This is a genomic window from Rhodococcus sp. T2V (assembly GCF_029269925.1).
Lineage (GTDB): Bacteria > Actinomycetota > Actinomycetes > Mycobacteriales > Mycobacteriaceae > Rhodococcus_F > Rhodococcus_F koreensis.
The window spans coordinates 67,070-86,488 of the sequence record NZ_JARJBD010000006.1 but is presented as its reverse complement, the minus strand read 5'-3'; the positions used below and the strand labels follow the sequence as shown (position 1 = coordinate 86,488).

The window sequence follows — 19,419 nt, the reverse complement described above, 5'->3', positions numbered from 1 at the left end:
CCTACACGGGTTGCCGCTTCCACCACGCACCGGTCTCGCGGCGCTCCTTCCAGGTGGTGAATTCGTACCGGTACATGCGCGCACGCACATGTTTCGGCGGCTGATCCGGGAACGGGTTGTACTGCAACAACTTCAGGGTGTCCGGGTCGTTGCGGAGCAGCCGCTCGACGAAACCCCGGAACCACGGTTCGGCGTAGCCGGGCGAGATCGCCGTGAACCAGAGCAACCAGTCGAGCCGCAGGTGATACGGCGCGAACTGGCGCGGCCGCCGGTTGACGTCACCCGGTTTCCCCTTGAAGCCGTACTCCTTCCACTCGGAATGCAGGCCGCGATGAGCGTCGGACGTGCCCTCCACGATCACCTCGTACCGCACCCGGGTGATGCTGCCGAACGCGCCGTACGTGTTGACGAAGTGCCATTTGTTGAACGACGCATTCATGCGCTGGCCGTGGGAGATCAGGTTGCGGATGGGCCAGTAGCTCAACACGACGACGAGCGCGGTCACCGCGATCACCAGCGCAGCGAACGGGAGAGGCGCCGAGTCGCTGCCCGCCGGGACGTCGACGGGCAGCACCGTCTCGTACACGTTGTCGGGGATGACGGACAGACCGAGCACGATGGTCGTCCAGTTCAGCCACGAGAAGTTGCCGCTCGCCACCAGCCACAGCTGGGTGACGATCATGATCGTCGCGGCGACGGCCGCGACCGGTTGCGGCGCGAACAGCCCGAACGGCACCACCAGCTGAGCGAAGTGGTTGCCGAGCACCTCGACCCGGTGCAGCGGCTTCGGCAGCCGGTGGAAGTACCAGCTGAACGGTCCGGGCATGGGCTGGGTTTCGTGGTGGTAGTACAGGCAGGTGAGGTTCTTCCAGCATCGGTCGCCGCGCATCTTGATCAGCCCGGCCCCGAATTCGAGCCGGAACAGCAACCATCTCAGCATCAGCAGCACCAGGATCGGCGGCCCGACCGACGCGTTGCCCAGGAAGATCGCCAGGAAACCCGCCTCGAGCAGCAGCGACTCCCAGCCGAAGCTGTACCAGAGCTGGGAGACGTTGACGATCGAGAGGTACAGCACCCACAGGGCGAACCACAGCAGCATGCACACGGCGAGCGGGACCACCTGCGTCAGACCGAGCAGCGCGGCGAGCGACAGTCCGGCGCCGGTCCAGCAGATCCCCTCGAAGAACCGGTCCGAGTAGTGCAGGTGGAAGATGCTCGGCGAACGCGTGAACGGGACGGCGCGGAGAAACTTCGGGATGGGCAGCATCCCGGTGCTGCCGACGAGCGGCCTGAACTGGTTTCTCGCGGCCAGGAACGCGACGAAGTAGATCGCGGCGAGCCCCTCGGTGACGAGCAGCCGACCGAGCGAATAGTTTTCGCCAACGAACCAATCCAACGCCGTCACTCCTCGAGGACGGTTTCCTCCATCGTCGCGCAACCCCAGGGTGCGCGCAACGGCGTCACCCCATCGGGTCGTCGGCGCCGGGGATCACCCGGTGCTCGAACGGCGGCTCCACGGTTCCCCAGCGCACGCACTCCCAGCCGCCGCCCGCGAGCGGGGTCAACTCCACCGTTTGGGTGTTGGCCAGGTGATTGTTGGCGGCGAACAGCCCCGGCACCCCGGCCAGTTGTGCTGCCACGAGCCGGATGGCGGCGCCGTGGCTGACCAGTACGACGTCGCCCGAGGCCGCCGGGTCGTCGAGGTACTGCTCGCGCAGGGAGTCCACGACCGGGACGTACCGGTCGAGGATGTCGTTGGCGGATTCCCCGCCGGGAACCCGGGCGTCCAGTTCGCCGGTGTGCCACAGGTGGAACGTCTTCATGAACAGCTTGTGCGACTCCTCGTCGCTGCGGTCCTCGAGTTCACCGGCCTGTGCCTCGTGCAGTCCTTCCCGCACCTGGACGGCGATGCCCGACGCCAGTTCCACGAACCGCGCCGTCTGCCGGGCGCGCAGTGCCTGCGAGGACACGAGTGCGGTCGTCGTCGCGCGTGCGGCGAGGTCGTTGCCGAGCCGCTCCGCCTGGGAGAGTCCTTCGGGTGTCAGCCGGGCGCCGGGCAGCCTCGTGTCGAGCCTGCGCTCGACGTTCGCCTCGGTCTGCCCGTGCCGGACCAGGATCAGCTTGCCGCTCACGATTCCCTCTCTCCCTGACGGATTCGTTCGATCCAGTCCGCCGCGTCTCCGTCGGACGGCGGGGGCGGGCCACTCGGGTTGGCGGCGGGCCAGGACCCGAGGAACCGCACGTGCGACTTCCGGTGCAGCGCACGGAACGCCTCGGCGACGAGCGGGTCGTCGATGTGCCCGATGCAGTCGACGAAGAAGCGGTACAGGCCGGGGGTGGTGCGCACCGGGCGTGATTCGATGCGGATGAGATCGATTCCGCGCGTCGCGAACTCGGAGAGCACACCGACGAGTGAGCCGGGGGTGTTGTGGGGTTCGAGGACGGCGGACGTGCGGTCGCCGCCGGTGCGGGCGGGCACCCGGGTGGGCGCGGTGACCAGAACGAATCGGGTACGGGCGCTCTTCTCGTCGGCGACCCCGTCGGCGAGGCTGCGGAGCCCGAGCCGTTCGCCGGCGAGGGCGGTGGACACGGCGGCGTCGGCGAGGCCGTTCGCCACGTCCTCGGCGGCGCCCGCGTTGGAGGACGCCGTCTGGAGTTGGGCGCCGGGGCAGTTCTCCTCCAGCCAGATTCGCACCTGCCCGGCCGCCACCGGGTAGGCCCGCACGGTGCGCACCTGGTCGAGCCGCTCGACGCCCGCCCCGCCGAGGATCGTGAACGCCACGTCGAGTTCGGTCTCGGCCACGATCTGCAGGCGGTCGCCCAGCGCGAGCGAGTCGAGGGTGGGCACCACGGCGCCCTCGACGGAACTCTCGATGGGAACGACGGCGCCGTCGACGACGCCGTCACGCACCATGGCCAGGGTGGCGGGCGGACTCGTCGCGGCCACCCGCTCGACCGGCCCGTCGAAGGCACCCTCGGCCTCGAGCTGGGCGAGCGCCATCTCCGTGAAGGTTCCCGACGGTCCGAAATACGCGATCTTTGGCACGACTACGAGATTACGCACCGAGCGTTGACGGTCCGGCGCATTGACGGTGAATGTTTTACCGCAGACCCGCGTCCGCCAGCTCACGGGCGACGAGCACCGGGTCGTCGACCTCGACCCCGAGCAGGACCTCGCGGACGGCCTCCGCGGCCTCGGGGATCAGCGACGTGAGTCTCGTGGGATCCGGGGTCGCGAGCGCCGCCCGCACGTCGTCGCCGCGGAGGGACGCGACCGTCCCCGACAGCAGCGCGAGCACCTCGGCGGTGTCACGGGCCCGCGCCACGTATCCGACGTCGGCGTGCGCGAGGACGGCGAGGAAGTCGGCGACCTCGCCGATGGAGTGCCCGCTCGCGAGTCCCGGGATGCGGCCTGCGTCCGCGAGGTGCTGCGCCGTCTCGGCCAGGCCTGCGTCGTCGCTGCCGTCCGCGACGACGAACACCGCGAGCGGAGACGGCAGCCGCAGCGCGACCGCGTCGGCGAGCTGGCCCGCCGGGCAGTCGAGGTGGAAGCGGACCGCCTCGTAGGACGCCTGCTCGCTGGTGCGGAGAACGGCCGGGTCGACGTCGAGCCCCACGATCACACGGCCCGCGTCGGTGCCGACGGCGTCGAGCAGCGCGGACGCCGCGACCACCCGCGGTCCGAATGCGCCACCGGCGGCCGGGCTCGTGTCCCGGGTCCCGCTGAGCAGATCCGCGAGCAACGACTGCGGTCCGCGCGAGCGCGGGACGCCGAGGGAGAGAGGTATGGCCACCGTCCCACCGTATGCCCGCCTCGTGGACCGGAATCTTTTCGGGTCTTGCCCTCGCCGGTTCCGTCACATTAGGTTAGGGTTACCTCAGTATCGCGGAACCCTGAAGGAGGCTCCATGCCCGTCACGACCACCGGTCCGTCCACCGCCGAGCGTGTGCGTAGTTCGTGCGCACGGACCCAGGACGCGGTACTCGCCGTCGAAGGCAGCGCACCGACCGTCACGTCGGTCCACCACCTGCGGTCCAGCGGCGACGTCGTCGTCGCGGTGCCCAGCGAGTCGGCGGCCGCCACGCTGTCCTGGCTCGCCGGCGGCGGCGGAATCCCGGCCGTGCTCGAACTGACCGACAACTCACCGCTCGCGCTACGCGAGCCCGTGCGGTCGCTCGTCTGGCTGCGTGGCAACCTGCACGCGCTGTGCGAGGCACACACCCGCACCCTCGCCGACGAGGTGGCCTCCGAATACCCGCACCCCGGACTTCTCGACGTCGGACACGATGCGACGCTGCTGCAACTGCGGCTCGAATCGGCGGTGGTCGCCGATTCGAGTGGCGCCGAACCCGTCGCCCTGGGCGATCTGCTCGCCGCCCGGCCCGACCCGTTCTGGGAGATGGAGACCGCCTGGCTCCAGCACCTCGACGAAGACCATCGCGACCTCATCGACATGCTGTCGCGCAAACTTCCGCCCCACATGCGGCGCGGACGCGTCCGCCCCCTCGGCATCGACCGGTACGGACTGCGGCTGCGCGTCGAGAACGATCACGGCGACCGCGACATCTGGATGCCGTTCTCCGCTCCGGTCGACGACACCGTCGCCCTGAGCAGGGCGATCCGGCTGCTGGTGGGATGCCCGTTCGTGAACGGACTCCGCGCGCGCGGCTGACCGGCCTTCCGGTTCGCCGCACGCTAGCGTGTGCGGCGTGATCTCGCGCGCAACGCTCACCTCCTGGCTACAGCCGGCCTCACCCGAACCGGCCGCCCCGGTGGCCGCAGGCACCGAGCGCCGGGCCCTGTGGATCGAGATCACGATCGTCCTGCTCGTCACGTTCGGGACGAGCGGGCTGTCGGGACTGCTGTCGCTGACCGAATCGCTGCTCACACCCGGCAACCTGGCCGACCAGGCCGTCGCCCTCAACGTCGCCCGCGCCGAGAACCAGATCATCGACGTCGCCCGGCAACTGCTCGGCGTCGTGAAACTCCTCGCGTGGGGCGCCCTGGGGCTGTATCTCCTGTGGCGGAGCGGTGCCGGCCCGCGCGACGTCGGGCTCGGCCGATTCCGCTGGCGACCCGACGCGACGCACGGTGTCGGGCTCGCCGCGCTGATCGGTCTGCCCGGGCTCGGCTTCTACCTGCTGGCCCGCGCGATCGGCGCCAACCTCACCGTCGTCCCCAGCACGATCGGGGACCACTGGTGGCGTCTGCCCGCGCTGATCCTGTGGGCGATCGCGAATTCCGGCGCGGAGGAAGTGCTCGTCGTCGCGTATCTGATCACCCGGCTGCGGCAACTCGGGTGGAGCGAGAATTCCTCGCTGCTCGCGTCGGCGCTGCTGCGGGGGACGTACCACCTCTACCAGGGCTTCGGCGGCGGGCTGGGCAACGTCGCGATGGGTCTGGTGTTCGGCCGGTACTGGCAGAAGACCGGACGGTTGTGGCCTCTCGTGATCGCGCACGCCACCATCGATTCGGTCGCGTTCGTCGGCTACGCCGCGCTGCGCGGGCACGTCGGCTGGATTCCGTAATCCGGCCGGACCAGTAAAGTCGTGCGGGTGACCGGCGACGCCCCCTATCCTCCGCTGCCGCCCCGTCCGCCTCGGCGGACGCCGGGCGGGCAGCAGGTGCCGCCACCCCCGAACCGCCGAATCCCGCCTCCCGACCAGCGAGTTCCTCCGCAGACGCGGCGGGTGCCGCCGCAGGGTCCGCCGCAACAGGGGCCTCCTGCGCCTCGCCCGCGACACCCCGCGCCGCGTCAGGGTCCGCCGCCGCAGGAGGGCACCCAGGTCATCCGCCGCGACGGCCGGGGCGCCCCGCCGCCGCCCCAGCAGGCCTGGTCCCAGGCCCCGGAACCGCAACTGTCCCGCTCGGCCCCGCCGCAGGGTCCGCGCGGCTACGCACCCACCCAGACGCCGCAGCCGTACCGCGACGCACCACCGCCACCGCCGCCGCAGGTGCCCGACCGGCGTCCCCCGCGCACGCCACCACCTCCGCCGCCCGCACCGTCGCGGGCCCCGGAGCCGCCGCAACAGCGCAGGCCCAGGCGGCCACGGCACTGGGGGCGTCGCATCGGCATCCTGTTCCTGGTGCTGGTCCTGGCGCTCGCGGGCATGACCTATTACCTCGACAGTTCGCTGAACCGGATCGACGCGCTGGCCGACTACCCCGGCCGGATCGGCGACACCCCCGGCACGAACTGGCTGCTGGTCGGTTCCGACAGCCGCACCGGGCTGACCCCCGAGCAGGAACAGCAGCTGTCGACCGGCGGCAACAGCGGTCCCGACCGCACCGACACCATCATCGTGGTACACGTCCCCAGCGGCGGCGGCCCGGCGACGATGGTGAGCATCCCGCGCGACTCGTACGTGTCGATCCCCGGCTACGGCGAGGACAAGATCAACGCGTCGTTCGCGTTCGGTGGTCCGCAACTGCTGACCCAAACGGTCGAGGAGGCGTCCGGTCTGCACATCGACCACTACGCGGAGATCGGATTCGGCGGATTCGCCGGCATCGTCGACGCGATCGGCGGCGTCGACATGTGCCTGGACACCGCCATCGACGACCCGCTCGCGGGGATCAACCTCGCGCCCGGCTGCCAGGAACTGTCGGGGGCGCAGGCCCTCGGCTTCGTTCGCAGCCGCGCGACCGCGCTCGCCGACATCGACCGGATGAACCATCAGCGGATGTTCATGGCGGCGTTGATGTCGAAGGCGACCAGTCCGGCGACATGGCTCAACCCGTTCCGCGTGTGGCCGCTCGTCACCGACACCGCCGCATCGCTGCGCGTCGACGAGAGCGACCACATCTGGAACCTCGCCGCACTCGCCTGGGCGGTTCGCGGCGACATGGTCACGACGACCGTCCCCGTCGGCGGTTTCGAGGACGTCGACGGCTCCGGGAACGTGTTGCTCTGGGATCACGAACGGGCATCGCAGTTCTTCGACGCGCTGGCCAACGACCGTCAGGTTCCGGCCGAACTTGTCACCACCGGACCGTGACGCTCGGCCGTAAACTGACACCCATGACGCAACCGGCGCCGAAGGCACCCAGCGAGTTCCATGCCCTCCTGCAACAGCAGATCCGCAACGAGTTCACCGCATCCCAGCAGTACATCGCGGTGGCCGTGTATTTCGACTCGCACGATCTCCCGCAACTGGCTCGCCGGTTCTATTCGCAGGCCGCTGAGGAGCGCGGCCATGCGCTGATGATGATCCAGTACCTGATCGACAACAACCTCCAGGTGACCGTCCCCGGCATCGACGACGTGGTCACCGATTTCGACTCGGTGCGCGCCCCCGTCGCACTCGCGGTGGAACGGGAACGCGTCGTCACCGAGCAGATCACCGCACTCGCCCGCACGGCCCGCGACACCGGCGACTACCTCGGTGAGCGGTTCATCCAGTGGTTCCTCGAGGAACAGGTCGAGGAGGTCGCGGACATGCACACGCTCCTGACGATCGTCGAGCGTGCCGGCGACAACCTGTTCGACATCGAGGATTTCATCGCCCGCGAAATGAGCGGCAACACGCCGGTCCGGCCGGGTGCGCCGAAGAGGGCGGGCGGCGGCGTCTGACCTGTCCGGTCAGCAGCGGGTGGGCGCCGGTTCGCCGCGGAATCGCGCGGCCACGTATTCGTACGCGTCCGGAAAGCCCACCACTGCCGTCGTCATGTGCTCGGAAATCTCGTACGGGACGAACGTCAACCGGGCGCCGGCCGCGCAGTAGCGGTGCGCGGTCTCCGCGACCGAATCGAACGGCGTCAGCCCGTCGAGGGTGCCGTGCCACAGGTAGAGCGGCGCGGTCGGGACACCCTCGTAGTACCGCAAACTGTTCTCGCGCAACACTTGGTGCGCACCCGAACTCGCCATGAGGCTGGTGGACGCGGCCAGCTGTCCGGCGCTGCGGAAGGCGCCGTGGAACAGCAGGAACCGGCGGCATTCGTTCGACATCCACTCGCGCAGCCACAGCCCGGTCGCGTTCAGCTGCGACGAGATCGGCAGCTGCTCCGGGTATTCGCGTTCCAAACCGATCGCGGCGGCGAACGCGAGCCCGAACCCCGGATGCGGATTGAATCCCAGACCCAGCGCCATCTGCTCGAGATCCGCCGGAATTCCACCGGCCACCACGGCGTCGAGTTTCAGTTCCGGCGCATAAGTCGGCGCCAGCGCAGCGGCCCACGCACTGGCCATCCCGCCGCCGGAATATCCGGCCAGCGCCACCGGGCTGTGCGTCAAGCCCAGTTCGGCCACCCGCTGGACCGCCCGGACGCTGTCGAGGGTGATCATTCCCCCGAGCTTCGCGGCACCGTACGCGCCGGTCGGGCCGAGATGATCGGGCACCGACACCGCCCAGCCGCGCTGCAGCCCCAAATACAGGCCCGGCGACTCCTGCAGTTCCAGATTGAACAGCGAGTGCGACGGGGCACATTTGGTTCCGAGCGAATTCACGATCGCCTGATACGACACGAGCGGAGGATTCGCGACACCGCGGGGAAGCAGCACGGTGGTGACGGCCAGGATCGGATGTCCCGCAGAGTTCGTCGACCGGAACGCGATCTGCCACCCGTCGGAGTTCGCGTACATCCAGGTGTCGATCCGCCGCGTCCTCACGACGTCGCCGGGATTCAGGACCCCGAGGTCGGTGGGGGCCGAATAGAAGGGGTCGGGGTCCGGCCAGGGATACAACGGGTCGGCCTGCACGGGAGCCGGAATCGTCGCGCCCAGGAAAAGAGCACCGAGAATAAATGCAATCCACGCACCGGGTCGTCTCAACATGTGCCTGCCCCTCCGCACCGTCGGAACGGTGTGAATCTTATACAGAGGCCGGGGCCCGGCGACGCAGATTGCCCCGTTCACGCCCAACCGTTCGTCGCCAGTTCACGTTAGGAAAATGACATCAGAATGGTCCCGAAATTAGGTTGACTTTAGTTTGGGAACGCTTGCCAATATTAGGCCGAACTTGGATGACACGTGTCCTGACCAGCGATATTATCCGTTTCATGACTTCCACTGACGCGCACAAGACGAAATTCCACGCTCTGCTCCACGACCAGATTCGCAACGAATTCAACGCGTCACACCAGTACATCGCGACTGCCGTCTATTTCGACAACTCGGACCTGCCGCAGCTGGCCAAGCACTTCTACAAGCAGGCCGTCGAAGAGCGCAACCACGCCATGATGATCGTCCAGTACTTCCTCGACCGCGACATTTCGGTGGAACTGTCGGGTGTCGACGCGGCGAAGGGCCAGTTCGAAAACGCACGCGAGCCGATCGCACTCGCTCTGACCCAGGAGAAGACGGTCACCGAGCAGATCGTGCAGCTGGCGAGCACCGCCCGCGAGGAGGGTGACTACCTCGGCGAGCAGTTCATGCAGTGGTTCCTCAAGGAGCAGGTCGAGGAGGTCGCGAGCATGACGACGCTGCTGACCATCGCCGACCGCGCGGGCAGCAACCTGTTCGACCTCGAGGAATTCGTCGCACGCGAGATGAGCGGCCCGGCAGACACGTCCGGCGCACCGCACGCGGCGGGCGGTTCCATCTAGGCGGCTCCGCCGCCCGTGCGTGGTTGACGAGTGCAGAGACTCGTCAACCACTCACGGGCGCGAAGCGCCTACCGCAGGGTGACCTGCCGGCCCCGCAGTCCGTCGCGGGCGCGTCGCTCCTCGGTGGTGAGGGGCGAGTCGACGGCCAAGGCCTCGGCCAGTCGCTGACCGAGTTCGACGGTGGCGGCGGCCCATTCGTTCGCGTGCTTCTCGCGGTCCAGGTCGAACACCGGGACCAGCAGTCCGTGCGTCCGGAACGACCCGGCGTAGCGCGAACCCTCACCGAGGTGCAGGCCACCGGTCGCGTGCACGCGCGCCAGGGCCAGCATCAGATCGTCCTCGTTCTCCGGGCGCACCCAGCGGATGTGCGCCTTCTCGCCCGCGTCGACCCACCACGCGGCGACAACACCCTCGGCCTCGACCCGCGCGGACGGCATGATCGCCGCATTCGCGTGCTGCACGGTCGTCGCGACCTCGGGTGCCGGCTCCACGCCTTCGGGAATCCACCAGTTGAAATCCTGGTGCACGGTGATGTCGAGAGGGGCGTCCGCGTCGATCACGTCGGCCAGTGCCGGGGTCTCGGATCCCGGGTTCGCGGAGGCCAGCGATTCGCCGGCGGCGGCGTCACGGACCCAGGCGACGGACGCGGCCAGGTCGGCGCCGAGGTCGGCGGCGTGCGCCTGGACCTGCACACCGACGAACCCGGTGGCACTGTCCCCCTCGTCGCGGACCAGCGCCGCGACGGCTCCGGGCAGCACGGTCGCGAGGGTCACCGGACGGGACGAATCCTTGACCGGAAGCGGGGCGGTCGCCGACGGGACGAACTCACGCAGCGCCACCAGATCGCATTCGGCGGCGAGACCTTCGAACGGCCGGGTCACGGCCGCCGCGGCGCTCTCCCGTTCCGCCTGCCGCTGCGCGAGCTTCTCGGCGCGGGCACTACCCGGCTTCGGACCACTGTTTCTCTTGCTCTTCTTTGCCACGACGCCAAAACCTACACGCCGACGCCGGTCCGGTCAGGAGGCCAGCCATTTCTTGGTGCGCCCGGGGTGGTTGGTGGCCACCCAGCTGACCCCGAGTTCGCGGCACAGTTCGACGTCGCTGCGGTTGTCGACGGTCCAGCAGTACGTGGCCCGTCCCGCGGCGGCGGCCTTGTCGACGATGTCCGGGTGTTCATGCAGCGTTTTCACCGACGGACCGACCGCGGTGGCGCCGACGGTGGTCGCGGCTCCCCCGCCGAGGTACCGGGCGGATTCGCCGAGCAGCACGGTCGGGAGCATCGGCGCCGACCGGCGGATCCGCCACACCGCTCCGGCGGAGAACGACATCACGACGGCGCGGGAGTGGTCGGCGGACGGGGGTGCGGCGATGCCGAAACGTTGCAGTTCGGCGAGGACCTTGCTCTCGACCAGCCCGCCGAAGCGCACGGGGTGCTTGGTTTCGATGAAGAGTTTCACCGGGCGCGCCGTCCAGTCCAGGGTGAGCGCGATCAGCGCGCTCAGCTCGAGAAGTTCGGCGGGCTCCTCCTCGGTCCCGTAGTTGAACTCCGCCAGTTCCTCGAGCGTCATCTCGCTGACGACGCCGGTGCCGGTGGACGTTCGGTCGACGGTGCGGTCGTGGACGCACACGAGGTGGCCGTCCCGGGTGAGCCGCACGTCGCATTCGAGTCCGTCCGCGCCTTCTTCCAGGGCCAGTTCGTAGGCGGCGAGCGTGTGTTCCGGCATGGCCGCGGATGCGCCTCGGTGGGCCACCACGAGGGGCCCGCGCCGGTCGGGGCTCACGACGCGACGGCTTCCCGGTCGGCGTTGCCGGACGTCTTCTCGGTCTTCTCGGCCGACTTCGCGGCGGGCTTGTCCGCATCGGTCCGCGGCAGCGGATCGGTGGCGATCACCCAGCGGGTGACGGGTTCCTTCGTGCCCTTCAGCGTCCGGCCCTCGAGCCGCCGGAGCACCATCAGCGCGAGGAGGGCGGTCGCCGAGGCGACCAGCGCCGTGAACGCGGCCAGCAGAACGCCGTCCGCCATGGCCTGCAGGCCCGGCCTGGACCGCCAGAACCAGTTGAAGAGAACGAGCACTGCGCCGAAGACCCACAGACTCCACCAGGCGCGGACCAGCAGGACGGCGCGGGGGTCGCGGCGGATCACCTCGAGCAGGAAGACTCCCGGCATCACCAGGTTCAGGCCCGGCACCGCGCACCCGACGACGACGTCGGTCGGCGTGCGGGGGTCGGACTTCTTCGCCCGGGCGAACGTGCGGCGACGCATGCGCAGCAGCCAGCACACTCCGGCGATTCCCGACAGCAGCGCGAAGAGCATCCCGCCGGCCTGGCCGAGGAACACGGCGATGTCGGACACGGCGAGCACGGTGGGGTCGATCAGCCGGGTCCGGTTGCGGAGGAGGACGGCGTACCGGCCCAGTTCGGCGAGCACTCCGAATGCGTACAGGCCGGTGGTGACGGTGAGGAAGAGCGCGGCCTTGTTTGCGAGCAGTTCCGGCCAGTCGCGGCGGGTGGAGGGGGCTTCGACGTGATCGTGGAGTCCCCAGCGAGGGATCTCGGTGTAGTGCGGGGTGGGGCTCGGCGTCGGCGGCGCGGCCGCGAGACCGCTGCGCTGCAGTGGGGACCGCGCGATCCAGCGGAATCCCCGGCTCGCGGGCGGCTGGTTGTGATCGGTCCGGACGGGCGCGAGCAGCACACCGTGGCAGCGCGGGCACCACTGCGCCGGGGCGCCGAGGACCGGCCACCGGGCCGCGCACCGCGCGCACACCTGAACGACGACGCTCATGCCCTCCGCACCCACTTCACATTGCCGATTCTGTCACGGCCCGCGAATACGGGCAGCCCACGACCGAATCGTCCTTTTTGGGGAGAATGTGTGAGCTGCACCACCGGAAATGCCGAGTTATCCACAGTTTCCACAGGTTCATACACAGTTATGGACAGTGTGAGTAGTGCTTATACACAGGTCAGAGCGCATGTGAATCCGGGATTGTTGACAGCTTCGGGTGAACGGTCCACAGCGGTGGATGAATTTGACATCGCAGCTCGGTGAACAATCGGTTTCGGGTGACCGACGGCTCGGCCCGGAATTACCCCTCCAGTTCGGATCGCCCGCGAAGCGATCCGAGAACTCCGGACCGGCCGTCGTCTCCCCCACCTGTGCCGGGCGAAAATGTCCCGACACTTGATCTGACGCAGCCCGGCACGGTTTGGTTCCACCCAATCTGTAATCTCGGAAACCGATGACGGAAGACGCCGGATCGCGGTGGCACCTCGGGCCCGCCCGTGTCCTCCGGGTGGCCGCCGCCCTGATCGTGGTGCAACTTCTCGTGCGGACGTGGGTGGCCGCGAACAGCGACTTCTACTGGGACGATCTGATCCTCGCCGGGCGCGGCGGCAGCCTCCCCCTGCTCTCGGGCGACCTCCTGCTCTACGACCACGACGGTCACCTCATGCCGGGGGCTTTCCTGGTGGCGGGTATCGCGACGCGGATCGCGCCGTATCAGTGGATCCTGCCGATGCTGACGATGGTCGCGCTGCAGGCGGGGGCGTCGTACGCGGTGTTCCGGTTGCTGCGCACGATCCTCGGGCCGCGGCCCGTGCTGCTGGTTCCGCTGGCGCTGTATCTGTTCTCTCCGCTGACCGTGCCGGCGTTCGCGTGGTGGGCGGCGGCGCTCAACGCGCTGCCCCTGCAGATCGCGCTCGCGTGGGTGGCGGGCGACGCCCTCGAACTGTGCCGCACCGGACGGCGGCGGTACGCGGTGTCGGGCACGCTCGTGCTGATCGCGTCGCTGCTGTTCTTCGAGAAGTCCGTGGTCGTCCCGTTCGCCGCGTTCGCGACCGTCGCGCTGCTCGCGCACGTCGGCGAACGGGAGCGGCCGGTGCGGTCGACGCTGCGGCGGGGCGCGGCCCTGTGGATCCCGTCGGCGGCGGTGCTCGCGGTGTGGGCCGGGGTCTACTTCTCCACCGTCGCGTCGCAGTGGGAGTGGGCGGGGGCGTCGCGCGCGTTGGAGTTGCTCCACCACGGCACGTCGCTCGGACTGCTGCCCACGTTCGTGGGTGGGCCGTGGACGTGGGAGCGGTGGATTCCGAGTCCCCCGTGGGCGTCCCCGTCGACGTCGCTGGAGGTGGTCGGCTGGGTCGTTCTCGTCGCGGCGGTCGTCGCGACGGTCCGGCTGAAGCGCCGGATCGGCTGGGTGTGGGTCCTCACCGCCGCGTACTTCCTGCTGTCGGTGACGGCGATGGTCGTCACCCGGTGGGGCGCCGACACCACGTACGAACTCGCGCAGACCCTGCGCTACTTCACCGACACCGCGGTGATCCTCGCCGTCGCCGTCGCCGTGATCGCCCGTGCACCCCGACGCCGAGCCGAGCCGGTCCGGTTGCGGCCGCTGGTGGCGGCCGGTGCCGTGGTCGCGTTCGTCGCGAGCAGCCTGTGGTCGACGTACACGTTCACCCGCAGCTGGGAGGAGAACCCGACCACCGACTACCTCGCGACCGCGCGGGCGTCGCTCGCCGACCGGGACGACGCGCCGATCCTCCAGCAGCCCACGTCCATCTGGGTGCTGTTGCCGGTGGCGTACCCGAACAACCTGGTGAGCCGTGTCTTCGCCCCACTCCGCGACCGCCCCGCGTTCTCCGACAGCACCCCGGACCTCCGGATGATCGACGACGCCGGTTCGGTGGTCGACGCCCAGGTCACGTGGGTCCGCGCGATCGAGCCGGGACCGGTCCCGGACTGCGGGCACCTGGTGGACCGGCGCAGTTTCGAACCGATTCCCCTCGACGGGCCGCTGACCGGCTGGGAGTGGACGGCGCAGCTCAACTACCTGGCCACGGCGGACGGTGAGATCGCCGTCGCGATGGAAGACGGCAGCCCGGTGCGGGTGCCGGTGCACCGCGGCCCGAACTCGGTGTTCGTGCGGCTCACCGGCGGCGGTCAGAGCCTGCGTGTGAGCACCCTGACCCCGGACCTGTCCGTGTGCATCGGGGTGGGCCCGGTCGGGGTGGTGGTCCCGAAGTAGCTACCGCCCGTACCGCGACCAGGCGACGCGGGTGTTCGCCGCACCGACGATCGCGGCGGCCACGTCGTCCCAGCTCGCGGCGGGCAGCCCGAGTTTCGCGAACAGGGAGCGGCGCGGCCCGGTCATCTCGATCGTGGCGTCGGGGAACCGCTTCTCCACCACCTCGCGCAGTGTGCCGATCCCGTCGACGATGCCGAGTTCGACGGCTCGGCGCCCCAGCCAGACGTCGCCGTCGAAGAGTTCCGCCTCGGCCGCCTTCAGCTTGTCCCCGCGGCGGCCGACGACCCAGTCGCGGAACTCGTCGTGGATGCCTTCCTGGATCTGTTCGAGCCACTGCACGTCCTCGGACTTCTCCGCGAAGAACGGGTCGAGGCGGGCCTTCGCCTCGCCTGCCGAATGCAGCCGTCGTTCGATGCCCAGGCGGTCGATCAGTTCGGAGAACCCGAAGCCCGCGGAGATGACGCCGACGGAGCCGACCACCGAGGTGGCGGTCGCGTAGATCTCGTCGGCCGCGCAGGCCAGCCAGTAGCCGCCGGACGCGACGACGTCCTCGCAGAACGCGAGCACGGGCAGGTCGTGTTCGGTGGCGAGCTGGCGGATGCGGGCGGCGATGTATTCGCTCTGCGTCGGAGATCCGCCGGGACTGTTGATCAGCAGCGCCACCGCCTTCGCACCGTGCGTGGTGAACGCGCGCCGCAACGGTTCCTCGACGGACTCGGCGCTCAGCACGCGCCCGAAACCCGCTCCGCCGGACGCGATCATCCCCTGCAGCCGCACCACCGGGACCACCCCGGCGGCGGAGCCCCCGAACGCGTCGGGCAGCTTGTCGGCCAGCGGTTTCGGCAGGTTCAGTGGGATCTTCGCCATGAAATCAGCGTACCGATCAGGGATCGGGCAGAGTGGTTCACATGGAGTTGCGAATCTTTACCGAACCCCAGCAGGGTGCCACCTACGACGATCTTCTGGCGGTGGCGCAGGCCGCCGAACGTTTCGGGTACGGCGCGTTCTTCCGCTCGGATCACTACCTCGCGATGAACACCGAGGGTCTGCCCGGGCCGACGGATGCCTGGATCACGTTGGCGGGCATCGCCCGGGAGACGTCCACGATCCGCCTCGGCACCCTCGTCACGTCCGCGACGTTCCGGCACCCGGGGCCGCTGGCGATCTCGGTGGCGCAGGTGGATCAGATGAGCGGCGGTCGCGTCGACCTCGGCATCGGCGCCGGCTGGTACGAGGAGGAGCACCAGGCGTACGGCATCCCGTTCCCGCCGCTGAAGGAGCGGTTCGAGCGGCTCGAGGAGTCCCTCGCCGTGATCACCGGACTGTGGCGCACTCCGCTCGGGGAGGCGTTCTCCTACGACGGGACGCACCTGGCGGTCAAGAATTCGCCGGCACTCCCGAAGCCGCGGCAGCCGCAGGGTCCGCCCGTCCTGATCGGCGGCACCGGTAAGAAGAAGACCCCCGCGCTGGCCGCGAAGTATGCGGACGAGTTCAACGTCCCGTTCCAGTCGATCGACGAGACGCGGGACGTGTTCGAACGGGTCCGGCTCGCGTGCAAGACGATCGACCGGGACCCCGAGGAACTGGTGTACTCCAACGCGCTCGTCCTGTGCTGCGGGCGGACGGAGGAGGAGATCGCGAAGCGCGCCCTCAACATCGGACGTGAGGTCAGCGAACTGCGGGAGAACGGCCTCGCCGGGTCGCCCGCCGAACTCGTCGACAAGATCGGCCGCTACGCGGAGGCCGGGTCGCAGCGGATCTACCTGCAGACCCTCGACCTCGGCGACCTCGACCACCTGGAACTGGTCGCCGGTGAGGTCGTCCCGCAGCTGAGCTAGGCGGAGGCGGAACCGCCCGTTCGAGACCGTCAGGTTCGTTCGGCGGGCTCAGCAACGTTCCGTTCCCTCTCCGGCGGTGGAATGCTCGAGGTACGTCCGGAACGGCCGTGCGTCGACTCCACGAGGAGATGAACAGGTGCGATGAAGTACGTGATTACGTGGACGGTGCGTGAGGGCGGTTCCGCCGCCGAGAACGAGGAGGCCGCACGGCGGAGCCTCGAAGTGTTCGCAAGATGGACGCCGGCCGAAGGGGCGAACTTCCATCAGTTCCTCGGCCGCCTGGACGGCACCGGCGGATTCGCGTTCGTCGAGGCGGACGATCCGAACGACATCCTGGACGGTCCGACGAAGTTCGGGCCCTTCTTCGAGTTCCACGTCTACCCGGTCGCCGACATCGCCGTCACCACGCAGGCCGCGCAGCACGCGGTCGAGTTCCGGGGGGCGATCAGCTGATCCCGGCTCAGTGCCGGGTGGTCGAATCCAGGAACTGCCGGAGGTCGCGGTCCCACTGCGCGTCGCGGGAGCGGTTCAGGGAGGCGCGGCAGATGAGGAAGCCGGACAGCGCGATCATCATCACCGCGAACCAGGTGAACAGTCCGGCGATCACGCCGGCCACGCGGGCGGCGGACGACGACATCGGTTCGGTGGTGAGGTTGCCGTCGGCGTTGACCCAGATGTCCTGCTTCGTTCCCGAGGGAGTGGCGGGGTCGACCGTGATGTCGGCGTGCCGGGTTTCGTCACCCCAGGTCCACTTGGCGGGGGCGGTGTCGACGCCCGACGGTGCGACGTCGGAGGTGACGGACACGCCGGTGGAGTCGGCGAGCGTGGTGGCGGTGACGGTGCGGTAGTCCGCGACCTGCTTCTCCGCCAGCGTCAGCTGACTGTCGATGGTCCGGGCGCCCACGAGGATGGCGAGCGGCAGCATCGCGAAGGCGAGCACCACGACCGCGAGAGTGAGCATGTTCTCGATCCGGTCCGAGCGCCGGAGAAGCGGGTTGTGCCGCTGACGAGCCGACCGCTTGCGCAGCCCTCGTGGTTGAGAGTTGTTCCACATTCCGGATCCGGTCCTCTCGCCGACAATTCCCTACCATCCAGGGTCGTACGCAAGGCAAACAAGATCAAGTCGATCCGGTGTGTTATTGGGCACTGTGCCGTAATACACTCATCGGCTGCCCGCCATCTCACGATGTTCCTTGGGGCTCATTCCGCGCACGCGTTTGAACGCCGCACTCAGCGCGAATGCGCTTCCGTACCCCACCCGCTGCGCCACCGACGCGACCGTGGCGTCGGGTTCGCGGAGAAGATCCGCGGCGAGTGACAGCCGCCAGCCTGCGAGGAAGGTCATGGGCGGTTCGCCGACGAGTTCCGTGAACCGGCGTGCGAGGGCCGCCCGCGACAGTCCGGTTTCCGCGGCGAGCGACTCCACCGTCCACTGGTGTGAGGGGTTGTTCTGCAGGATGCGCATCGCCTTGCCGACCACCGGGTCGCCCTGCGCCCGCACCCAGGACGGCGCTTCGGCCGCCGGCCTCGCGAACCAGGCGCGCAGCACGGCGATCAGCAGCAGGTCGAGGAGGCGGTCGAGGACCGCTTCCTGCCCGGGCTCGTCGCGCACCACTTCGTCGTGCATGAGCGTGACGAGCCGGGAGTCCCAGTCGGCGCGGCGCTGCACGACGAGTTCGGGGAGCGCGGACAGCAGTCGCCGGCTGATCTCGCCGGGGGTCTGATAGGTGCCGGTCAGCATGACCGTGCGGCCGTTCGCGCTGTTGCCCCAGGTGCGCACGCCGAGGTGCATCGCCTCGGCGAGCGGTTCGCCGCGGAGTGTCGTGCAACTCTGGTCGGGGTTGATGATCACGTGCGGCGGGGTGTCCGGGTGGTCGGCGACGACGTACCGCTCGGGGCCGCGGATGATCGCGACGTCGCCTTCGCTGAGCTGCACCGGTTCGCCGGTGTGCGGGAGAATCCAGGCTTCGCCGCGGCCCATCGCGACGAGGCTGAGCGGCGCGTGGTCGTCGATCTGCAGCGACCACGGCGGTTCCATGATCGATCGGAGCACGAACGCTCCGGCGGCACGGGGACCACTGATGAGACCGGCGAGGGGATCCACACGTTCAGCGTAGACGCTCGCGTATGGAACAGCGCTTTTTAACCATGGAAAGTCTCGCTGCCGCCGTCTTGACTGAAGACATGACAACGCCTCCGCACACCCTCGTCCTCACCGCCACCGGCAAGGTCGGCAGCCGCGTCCTCGCCCGGCTCACCGCCGCAGGCGTGCCCGCCCGCGGCGCCTCCCGCTCCGGTACTCCCCCGTTCGACTGGGAGAACCGGGACACCTGGCTTCCGGCGCTCGACGGCATCACCTCGGTGTACATCGCGTACTACCCGGATCTCGCGGTGCCGGGAGCGGCGGAGGCCGTCGAGGAGTTCGCGGGTCTCGCCGTCGCGAACGGGGCGCGTCGCCTCGTCCTGCTGTCCGGTCGCGGTGAAACCGAGGCGGAGCGTGGCGAACTCGCGATCCGCAAGGCGGGCGCCGAGTGGACGATCCTGCGGTCCAGTTGGTTCGGCCAGAATTTCGGCGAAAGTTTCATGCTCGACTCGCTGCTCGCCGGCGACCTCGCGCTGCCCGTCGACGGGCACGTGCTCGAACCGTTCGTCGACGCGGACGATCTCGCCGAGATCGCCGTCGCCGCATTGACCGAGGACGGTCACGCCGGCGAACTCTACGAACTGACCGGACCGCGGTTGTTGTCGTTCGGCGACGCCGTCGCCGAGATCGCGGAGGCGACCGGCCGCGAAATCCGGTACACGCCAGTCACTTCGGAAGAGTATTCGACGGCACTGGCAGGCCAGGGGGTACCGTCCGACGCGATCGGCCTGCTCACCTACCTGTTCGACGAGGTGCTGGACGGACGCAACGCCTCACTCACCGACGGGGTGGAACGCGCACTGGGGCGCGCGCCCCGCGACTTCACCGACTACGTCCGCGCCGCAGCCGCGGCCGGGGTCTGGAGGGTGTGAT

At 69.2% G+C, this 19,419-nt stretch carries 20 protein-coding genes; 9 read left to right on the top strand and 11 right to left on the bottom strand.

The window, feature by feature from the left end:
- Position 1: 1 nt before the first annotated feature.
- Genes P3H15_RS07930 through P3H15_RS07915 form a run of 4 tightly spaced genes read right to left on the bottom strand, consistent with a single transcriptional unit; the run spans position 2 to position 3,794 of the window.
- Positions 2–1,405 (bottom strand): lipase maturation factor family protein, encoded by a 1,404-nt coding sequence (locus tag P3H15_RS07930; protein WP_276136709.1) that lies wholly within the window; start codon positions 1,403–1,405, stop codon positions 2–4.
- Positions 1,406–1,460: 55 nt separating this feature from the next.
- Entirely contained in the window at positions 1,461–2,132 is a 672-nt protein-coding gene (locus P3H15_RS07925; RefSeq protein WP_276136708.1) for a histidine phosphatase family protein, read from the bottom strand.
- A complete protein-coding gene (pheA, locus tag P3H15_RS07920) occupies positions 2,129–3,046 on the bottom strand; it encodes a prephenate dehydratase (protein ID WP_276136707.1) in 918 nt (305 codons plus the stop codon). The genes P3H15_RS07925 and pheA overlap by 4 nt, the downstream gene beginning before the upstream one ends.
- 55 nt (positions 3,047–3,101) lie before the next feature.
- Positions 3,102–3,794 (bottom strand): hypothetical protein, encoded by a 693-nt coding sequence (locus P3H15_RS07915; RefSeq protein ID WP_276136706.1) that lies wholly within the window; start codon positions 3,792–3,794, stop codon positions 3,102–3,104.
- A gap of 114 nt (positions 3,795–3,908) precedes the next feature.
- On the opposite strand from P3H15_RS07915, the gene P3H15_RS07910 reads away from it, so the two are divergent.
- From P3H15_RS07910 to P3H15_RS07895, 4 genes are all read left to right on the top strand, one after another.
- Positions 3,909–4,673 carry a DUF2470 domain-containing protein gene (locus P3H15_RS07910; protein ID WP_276136705.1) on the top strand — a complete coding sequence of 255 codons (765 nt, stop codon included), beginning with the start codon at positions 3,909–3,911 and terminating at the stop codon, positions 4,671–4,673.
- A 37-nt stretch (positions 4,674–4,710) separates the two neighbouring features.
- Entirely contained in the window at positions 4,711–5,529 is an 819-nt protein-coding gene (locus tag P3H15_RS07905) for a CPBP family intramembrane glutamic endopeptidase (protein WP_072938656.1), read from the top strand.
- A gap of 261 nt (positions 5,530–5,790) precedes the next feature.
- Entirely contained in the window at positions 5,791–6,999 is a 1,209-nt protein-coding gene (locus tag P3H15_RS07900; RefSeq protein WP_276136830.1) for an LCP family protein, read from the top strand.
- A 23-nt stretch (positions 7,000–7,022) separates the two neighbouring features.
- Positions 7,023–7,574 (top strand): ferritin, encoded by a 552-nt coding sequence (locus P3H15_RS07895; RefSeq protein ID WP_276136704.1) that lies wholly within the window; start codon positions 7,023–7,025, stop codon positions 7,572–7,574.
- Positions 7,575–7,583: 9 nt separating this feature from the next.
- Here P3H15_RS07895 and P3H15_RS07890 read toward each other — a convergent pair whose 3' ends face one another.
- Entirely contained in the window at positions 7,584–8,774 is a 1,191-nt protein-coding gene (locus tag P3H15_RS07890) for a lipase family protein (protein WP_276136703.1), read from the bottom strand.
- A 224-nt stretch (positions 8,775–8,998) separates the two neighbouring features.
- Here P3H15_RS07890 and P3H15_RS07885 point away from each other — a divergent pair, with 224 nt between their 5' ends.
- Positions 8,999–9,544: a ferritin gene (locus tag P3H15_RS07885; protein ID WP_124390723.1), complete on the top strand. Its 546-nt coding sequence runs from the start codon at positions 8,999–9,001 to the stop codon at positions 9,542–9,544.
- Between the two features lie 68 nt (positions 9,545–9,612).
- On the opposite strand, the gene P3H15_RS07880 is transcribed toward P3H15_RS07885, so the two are convergent.
- Genes P3H15_RS07880 through P3H15_RS07870 form a run of 3 tightly spaced genes read right to left on the bottom strand, consistent with a single transcriptional unit; the run spans position 9,613 to position 12,326 of the window.
- Positions 9,613–10,527: a DUF5926 family protein gene (locus P3H15_RS07880; protein WP_276136702.1), complete on the bottom strand. Its 915-nt coding sequence runs from the start codon at positions 10,525–10,527 to the stop codon at positions 9,613–9,615.
- 33 nt (positions 10,528–10,560) lie between these two features.
- The gene (locus P3H15_RS07875; RefSeq protein ID WP_072938670.1) at positions 10,561–11,325 is read right to left on the bottom strand and encodes a glycerophosphodiester phosphodiesterase; all 765 of its coding nucleotides are present in this window, start codon (positions 11,323–11,325) and stop codon (positions 10,561–10,563) included.
- Positions 11,322–12,326 carry a DUF4328 domain-containing protein gene (locus tag P3H15_RS07870; protein WP_276136701.1) on the bottom strand — a complete coding sequence of 335 codons (1,005 nt, stop codon included), beginning with the start codon at positions 12,324–12,326 and terminating at the stop codon, positions 11,322–11,324. Before P3H15_RS07870 ends, P3H15_RS07875 begins: the two co-directional genes overlap by 4 nt.
- Positions 12,327–12,783: 457 nt before the next feature.
- Here P3H15_RS07870 and P3H15_RS07865 point away from each other — a divergent pair, with 457 nt between their 5' ends.
- The gene (locus P3H15_RS07865) at positions 12,784–14,565 is read left to right on the top strand and encodes a hypothetical protein (protein ID WP_276136700.1); all 1,782 of its coding nucleotides are present in this window, start codon (positions 12,784–12,786) and stop codon (positions 14,563–14,565) included.
- Here the strand turns inward: P3H15_RS07865 and P3H15_RS07860 are convergent, their stop codons facing one another.
- Positions 14,566–15,432 (bottom strand): S49 family peptidase, encoded by an 867-nt coding sequence (locus tag P3H15_RS07860; protein WP_276136699.1) that lies wholly within the window; start codon positions 15,430–15,432, stop codon positions 14,566–14,568. It abuts the gene before it with no gap.
- A 41-nt stretch (positions 15,433–15,473) separates the two neighbouring features.
- Here P3H15_RS07860 and P3H15_RS07855 point away from each other — a divergent pair, with 41 nt between their 5' ends.
- Together P3H15_RS07855 and P3H15_RS07850 are read left to right on the top strand one after the other, a co-directional pair.
- Positions 15,474–16,403 carry an LLM class F420-dependent oxidoreductase gene (locus tag P3H15_RS07855; RefSeq protein ID WP_276136698.1) on the top strand — a complete coding sequence of 310 codons (930 nt, stop codon included), beginning with the start codon at positions 15,474–15,476 and terminating at the stop codon, positions 16,401–16,403.
- Between the two features lie 141 nt (positions 16,404–16,544).
- Positions 16,545–16,856 (top strand): DUF3303 domain-containing protein, encoded by a 312-nt coding sequence (locus tag P3H15_RS07850; RefSeq protein ID WP_072938686.1) that lies wholly within the window; start codon positions 16,545–16,547, stop codon positions 16,854–16,856.
- Between the two features lie 7 nt (positions 16,857–16,863).
- Here the strand turns inward: P3H15_RS07850 and P3H15_RS07845 are convergent, their stop codons facing one another.
- Together P3H15_RS07845 and P3H15_RS07840 are read right to left on the bottom strand one after the other, a co-directional pair.
- Positions 16,864–17,457, bottom strand: coding sequence for a hypothetical protein (locus P3H15_RS07845; protein WP_276136697.1), 594 nt, complete (start codon positions 17,455–17,457; stop codon positions 16,864–16,866).
- A 108-nt stretch (positions 17,458–17,565) separates the two neighbouring features.
- Positions 17,566–18,507, bottom strand: a complete 942-nt coding sequence (locus P3H15_RS07840) for an AraC family transcriptional regulator (RefSeq protein WP_276136696.1) — start codon at positions 18,505–18,507, stop codon at positions 17,566–17,568.
- 80 nt (positions 18,508–18,587) lie between these two features.
- On the opposite strand from P3H15_RS07840, the gene P3H15_RS07835 reads away from it, so the two are divergent.
- The gene (locus P3H15_RS07835) at positions 18,588–19,418 is read left to right on the top strand and encodes an NmrA family transcriptional regulator (RefSeq protein ID WP_276136695.1); all 831 of its coding nucleotides are present in this window, start codon (positions 18,588–18,590) and stop codon (positions 19,416–19,418) included.
- The last annotated feature ends 1 nt before the right edge of the window (position 19,419 follow it).

Bases quoted from the DNA above. Each gene is read 5' to 3' on its own strand.
- P3H15_RS07910 (WP_276136705.1), top strand. From the start codon at position 3,909: ATGCCCGTCACGACCACCGGTCCGTCCACCGCCGAGCGTGTGCGTAGT.
- P3H15_RS07895 (WP_276136704.1), top strand. From the start codon at position 7,023: ATGACGCAACCGGCGCCGAAGGCACCCAGCGAGTTCCATGCCCTCCTG.
- P3H15_RS07890 (WP_276136703.1), bottom strand. From the start codon at position 8,774: ATGTTGAGACGACCCGGTGCGTGGATTGCATTTATTCTCGGTGCTCTT.
- P3H15_RS07885 (WP_124390723.1), top strand. From the start codon at position 8,999: ATGACTTCCACTGACGCGCACAAGACGAAATTCCACGCTCTGCTCCAC.
- P3H15_RS07870 (WP_276136701.1), bottom strand. From the start codon at position 12,326: ATGAGCGTCGTCGTTCAGGTGTGCGCGCGGTGCGCGGCCCGGTGGCCG.
- P3H15_RS07865 (WP_276136700.1), top strand. From the start codon at position 12,784: ATGACGGAAGACGCCGGATCGCGGTGGCACCTCGGGCCCGCCCGTGTC.
- P3H15_RS07860 (WP_276136699.1), bottom strand. From the start codon at position 15,432: ATGGCGAAGATCCCACTGAACCTGCCGAAACCGCTGGCCGACAAGCTG.
- P3H15_RS07855 (WP_276136698.1), top strand. From the start codon at position 15,474: ATGGAGTTGCGAATCTTTACCGAACCCCAGCAGGGTGCCACCTACGAC.
- P3H15_RS07850 (WP_072938686.1), top strand. From the start codon at position 16,545: ATGAAGTACGTGATTACGTGGACGGTGCGTGAGGGCGGTTCCGCCGCC.
- P3H15_RS07845 (WP_276136697.1), bottom strand. From the start codon at position 17,457: ATGTGGAACAACTCTCAACCACGAGGGCTGCGCAAGCGGTCGGCTCGT.
- P3H15_RS07835 (WP_276136695.1), top strand. From the start codon at position 18,588: ATGACAACGCCTCCGCACACCCTCGTCCTCACCGCCACCGGCAAGGTC.